The organism is Promicromonospora citrea, from assembly GCF_013004695.1.
GTDB classification, from domain to species: Bacteria; Actinomycetota; Actinomycetes; order Actinomycetales; family Cellulomonadaceae; genus Promicromonospora; species Promicromonospora citrea.
In genome coordinates this window covers 1-5238 of record NZ_JABEMG010000204.1, presented here as the reverse complement: position 1 = coordinate 5238, position 5238 = coordinate 1, and the positions used below count along the sequence as shown (strand labels likewise).

Below are 5238 nucleotides of genomic sequence, written 5' to 3'. Positions count from 1 at the left end.
CGCGCCGCGGCGGGCGGCGAGGCCGGGGTGGTGCTCACCCGCGGCGCGACCGACGGGATGTCCCGCGTCGCGACGGCCCTGGCCTCGGCGGGGCACACCCACCTGCTCGTGGAGGACCCGAGCTGGGCGCCGCTGCGCGACGTCGCGGCGGCCGCCGGCCTCGTCCCCGTGCCCGTCCCCGTGGACGACGACGGGGTGTCCGTCGGCCGGCTGCGGACCGAGGCCGCCCGGACCGGGGCCCGTGCGGTGCTGCTCACGCCGGCGCACCAGTTCCCGCTGGGCGGCGTGCTGTCCGACGAGCGCCGCGCCGCGGTGCTCGACTGGGCGCGCGAGGCCGACGGCCTCGTGATCGAGGACGACTACGACGCGGAGTTCCGGTACGACCGCCGGCCCGTGCCCGCGCTGCAGGGCCTCGACGCGGACCGGGTGCTGCTCCTCGGCTCGACGAGCAAGACCCTCGCCCCGGCGTTCGGCATCGGCTGGATGGTCGTGCCGCCGCGGTGGCGGGCCGCCGTCCTGGAGGCGTCCGTGCGGCGCGGGCCGACGCCCGGGCCCGCCACGACCGACCAGCTCGCCCTCGCGCACCTCCTGGGTGACGGCGCGTACGCCCGGCACCTGCGCGCCGCCCGCGGTCGGTACGCGCGGCGCCGTGCGGCGCTGCTGGCGGCCCTCGACCGCGTGCTGCCCGGCGCACGGGTCGGCGGCATCGCGGCGGGCATGCACGTCACGGTCGACCTGGCGGGGCCGGACGGCACCGGCCCGGACGCCGCCGACGTCGTCCGCGAGGCGGCCGCGCGCGACGTCGCGGTGGCCGACGTGCGCCGGTACCTGGCGGCGCCGCCCGCGCGGTCGACCGTGCTCGTCGTCGGCTACGGCAACATCGCCGACGCGCGGCTGGAGGCCGCCGTGCGGGCGCTGCGTGCCGCCGTCGATGCGGCCTGACCGGTCAGGGCTCCTGCGAGACCAGGTCGGAGATGACCCGGTGCAGCCCCTCGACGTCGCCGCGCTCGTGGGCCAGCAGCCACGACGCGATCTGGTTCGACACCTCGACCACGGCGGACGCCCGGGGCACCCGGCGCGCGTGGAACTCGGTCCACAGCGCGTCGGTCAGCGTGTCGTGCGTGGTCAGCACGTCGGCGAGCACGACGGCGTCCTCCAGCGCCTGGGCGGCGCCCTGCGCGACCGTGGGCGGGCAGGAGTGCGCGGCGTCGCCGATCACGACCGCGCGCCCGCGGTGCCACGGCTCGGCGACGAGGTGGCTCGTGAACCACGTGTAGTGCACGTGCTCGACGCCCTGCTCGAGCTGCGCCCGCACGTCGTCCCAGTGGGCGCCGTAGGGGCGCGCCTTCTCGGCCATGATCCGCGAGCCCTCCGCGGCCGTGAGGCCCTGGCGGTCCTGCTTGTCCTCGACGAGGTAGGCGTACATCGTGTCCTCGCCGGTGGGGCAGAACCCCGCGATGTAGGACGGCCCGCCGAACACGAGCTCGGTGTGGTCGGCGCCCGCGGGCCGTCGCACGAACGCGCGGAAGATGCCCATGCCGTTGGGTTCGGGGCGGGTCTCGATGCCGATCAGCTCGCGGACGGTCGAGTTGAGCCCGTCCGCGCCGACGACGAGGTCGTGGGTCACGGTGGTCGAGGCCCCCGCGGCGTCGGCGAGCGTGAGCGTGACGCGGTCGTCGGCCTGGGTCAGACCCGTGACGCGGGCGCCGAAGCGCACCGTCGCGCCCGCCGCACGCGCCCGGCCCAGCAGGATCTCGGCGAGGTCGGGCCGGTACATGCCCGCCGTCGCGGGGTAGGCGGGACCGCCCATGCGGTTGTCGCGCATCTCGGCGACCAGCGGCGCCTCGCGGCCGGGCGCGCGGATGCCGGTGACGTCGAACGCGAAGGACCGCTCCTTGACCTGCTCCCAGACGCCGACGCGGTCCAGCGCCCGGAGCGCGTTGCCCTGCAGCGTGATGCCGGACCCCAGCGCGGCCAGGTCCGGCGTCGCCTCGTACACGACGACGGCGACCCCCGCCTCGGCCAGCAGCGCGGCGGCGGCGAGGCCGGAGGCCCCCGCACCGACGATCCCGACGTCCTGCACAGCGCTCACGGTGTCTCCCTGGGGACGGACGGCTCTCGCGAACCGGGGACAGATACCCGTGCAAACTACATCAAGCCGGGCACGTCCCGGCTGACGGCGGCGCGCACCGCGCCGGGGAGCTGCGCCCAGTCGTCGGCGGTGTCGAGGTCGACGGCGGTGCCCGGCCGGTGGACCACGGCGGCCTCGAGCCCGTGCGCGGCGGCCTCGACGAGGTGCGCGGCGAGCGACCCTGCCCCGAACCGGAACCGGAAGGCCCGCGCCGACGGGCGCAGGGCCAGCAGGTTGGTGCCCGACCGGTAGCGGTCGGCGGCGATCGTCACCGGGGCGTCCTGCGCCAGCACCGCCGCGACGTCCGCCGGGGCGAGGGCGGGGAGGTCGGCGTGCGCCACGAGCAGGCGACCCGGCCCCGCCACCTCCCGCGCGTGCTCCAGCGCGCCGTTGAGCCCCGGGCGGTCCGTCGGCTGCTCCAGCACCTCGACCCCGAGCCCGTCGAGGGTCGCGCGCGCGAACGCCGGGTCCGCCGTCACCACGACGACCCGCTCCACGCCGGCGGACGCGCGCAGCGTCGTCGCGACGTGCCGCGCCAGCACCTGGACCAGGCGGCGCCGGGCGGCGGCGTCGAGCACCGCGGCGAGCCGCGACTTGCCCGAGACGCCGTCGCGCAGCGGCACGACCGCCGTCGTGCCGCCCGGCGGGCGCGTCACGCCAGGGCCAGCAGCTCGCGGGCCAGGCGCTCGCGTCCGGGCGGTCCGCCCATCACGGTGTCGGTGACGTGCACGCGCAGGCCGAGGTCGGCGACGGGGCCCGCGAGCTCCGCGTCGCGCTCGTCGATCACCATGACGTCGACGAGGTCCGCGTAGATCCTGGCCACGCCGAGCGCCGAGACGTCGTGCCCCAGCGACTCCAGGATCTGGGCCGCCGGACCCTTGATCGCCCGGCCGCCCACGATGGGGCTGACCGCGACCCGCAGACCGGGGCCGCCCGTGAACGCCTCCCGGACGCCGGGCACCGCGAGCAGCGGCTCGATCGACAGGAACGGGTTGGACGGCGCGACGACGACGACGTCGGCCGCCAGCGCGTCGAGCACACCCGGTGCCGGGCGGGCGCTCGCGGCGCCGTCGAACCGCACCCCGAGCACGGCGTCGGCGTGCCGGCGCCCCACGAAGTACTCCTGGAAGCCGAGCGTGCCCGCCGGGGTGTCGACGAGGGTCGCGAGCCGGTCGTCGGTGACGGGCAGCACGCGCGGCCGCACGCCGAGCTGCCGGGCGAGGTGCGCGGTCACGGCCGAGAGCGGCTCGCCCCGGCGCAGGCCCGCCGTGCGGACGATGTGCGTCGCCAGGTCGCGGTCGCCCAGCGTGAACCACGTGTCCTCGCCGAGGTCGGCCAGGGCGGTGAGCGTCGCGTACGACTCGCCGCGCAGGCCCCAGCCGCGCTCCTCGTCGTTGAGCCCGGCGAGGGTGTAGAGCACGGTGTCCACGTCGGGCGAGATCGACAGGCCGTGCAGCTCGGTGTCGTCGCCGACGTTGACGACGACGGTGAGGGCGGGCGCCGGGCCCAGGGCGAGGTCGAGGCCGTGCGCGAGACGCGCGCCGCCGACCCCGCCCGCGAGGAGGGTGACGTTCACGCGTCGAGCCTACGGCGCGCAGGGGGCAGACTGGTGCCATGGCTGTCTTCGCGTTCTCCGTCGCACCCATGACCGCGGGCGAGTCCGTCGCCGAGCAGGTCGCCGAGGCCGTCCGCATCGTGCGGGAGTCCGGTCTGCCCAACCGGACCACCTCGATGTTCACCGAGATCGAGGGCGAGTGGGACGAGGTGATGCCGGTGGTGCGGCGCGCGACCGAGGCCGTCGCGCGCGGCGGCCACCGCGTCTCGCTCGTGCTCAAGGCCGACATCCGCCCCGGCGCCCCGGCGGGCCAGATCGACAGCAAGATCGCCCGCGTCGAGGAGCGGCTCGCGGCCGACCAGTCGGAGACCGGCCACTCCTGACCCGCCCCGCCTCTCACCACACCTTCACCGGCGTGTTTCCAGTACCTTGCGTCCGACCTTTAGGCTAAGGCGGACCAATGTCGCAAGACCCGGGGAGATCACGAGATGCCACTGTTCGAGGTCGACACCCAGCGGCCGCTCCTCGTGACGTCGGCGGGCGGCGGCAGGGGATCCGAACCGGGTCTCAAGACGACCGCGAACCAGGTGGTCGAGTCCCACATCGACGGCCTGCTCGGTGAAGAGGTCTTCCCGATCGCGCAGGGGTCCGGCCCGGACGAGCCGCACCTGCTCGCGCTCGACGCGTCCGGCTCGCCCGTCGTCGTCGAGCTCGTGGCGGACCTCGACCGCGAGAACCTGGCCAAGGCCCTCGACCACGCGGGCGCGGCGGGCCGGCTGACGCGCGCCGACCTCGCCGCCCGGTACAGCGGCGGCGCGAGCGCCTTCCAGCACGACGTCGCGGCGTTCTACGACAGCGTGCCGATCACCCGCACCCAGGTGGGCAAGAACGGCGGCACCGGGGCGCGTCTCATCATCATCTGCCAGAACGCGCCCGACGAGATCCTCAACGCCGTCGACTTCCTGCGCCAGCCCTCCATGCCCGTCGAGGTGCTGAAGATGGGCGTCGTGAACTCCGACGACGGGCGCAAGTTCCTCGACGTCTCGCCGCTCGTCGTGCACCTCCCTCCGGGCCTGCCCGCGCCGAAGTCGGCGCCGATCGGCGGCACGATCACCGCGTCCCTCGACCGCTCGGTGAGCACCTCGATGGACGCGGGCGTCACCGGCGGCGTCGCGGGCGGCGGGTCCGCCCCGAAGGACGCCTTCGAGGAGGGCGTGAAGGTCGGGTACGCGCTCACCGGCAAGATGCCGGTGGTCGCCCAGACCCCGCAGAGCCGCGACGAGCGGCAGCCGCACGCGCTGCAGTCGCGGGCCGAGCGCGCGGCCAAGCAGGCCGAGCGGTCCGCGACGCCGCCCGCGCCCCCGGCGGAGAACCCGCCGTCCGGTCCGACCAACGCCGCCACCGGCCTGCGCTCGAGCCTGCGCGCCAAGGGTGGCGAGACCAACGACCTCCCGGGCACCGAGGTCGACTACATGGACATCTCGCCGCGCCAGATGGTGTCGGTCGCGACCGCCCTCATCCCGTTCCTCGAGCACGACGACGCCAACCGCGC

Annotated in this window: 5 protein-coding genes and 1 pseudogene; 3 read left to right on the top strand and 3 right to left on the bottom strand. The window is 75.9% G+C overall.

The genetic code is table 11. From position 1 onward, the window contains the following. Positions 1–942 (top strand): aminotransferase class I/II-fold pyridoxal phosphate-dependent enzyme (locus HLB15_RS22185; protein WP_171108741.1); only part of this gene is annotated, 942 nt, incomplete at its 5' end. A gap of 4 nt (positions 943–946) precedes the next feature. On the opposite strand, the gene HLB15_RS22180 is transcribed toward HLB15_RS22185, so the two are convergent. The 3 genes from HLB15_RS22180 to cofD are packed head-to-tail and all read right to left on the bottom strand — an operon-like array spanning position 947 to position 3707. After that, complete coding sequence (locus HLB15_RS22180; RefSeq protein WP_171108740.1) at positions 947–2092, bottom strand: FAD-dependent monooxygenase; 1146 nt, start codon at positions 2090–2092, stop codon at positions 947–949. Between the two features lie 56 nt (positions 2093–2148). After that, a complete protein-coding gene (gene cofC / locus HLB15_RS22175; RefSeq protein ID WP_171108737.1) occupies positions 2149–2787 on the bottom strand; it encodes a 2-phospho-L-lactate guanylyltransferase in 639 nt (212 codons plus the stop codon). Next, entirely contained in the window at positions 2784–3707 is a 924-nt protein-coding gene (gene cofD / locus HLB15_RS22170; protein ID WP_171108735.1) for a 2-phospho-L-lactate transferase, read from the bottom strand. The genes cofC and cofD overlap by 4 nt, the downstream gene beginning before the upstream one ends. 38 nt (positions 3708–3745) lie before the next feature. On the opposite strand from cofD, the gene HLB15_RS22165 reads away from it, so the two are divergent. Next, positions 3746–4069: a thiamine-binding protein gene (locus tag HLB15_RS22165; RefSeq protein ID WP_171108733.1), complete on the top strand. Its 324-nt coding sequence runs from the start codon at positions 3746–3748 to the stop codon at positions 4067–4069. A 105-nt stretch (positions 4070–4174) separates the two neighbouring features. After that, a pseudogene (locus HLB15_RS22160) lies at positions 4175–5238 on the top strand (hypothetical protein); the annotation flags it as partial.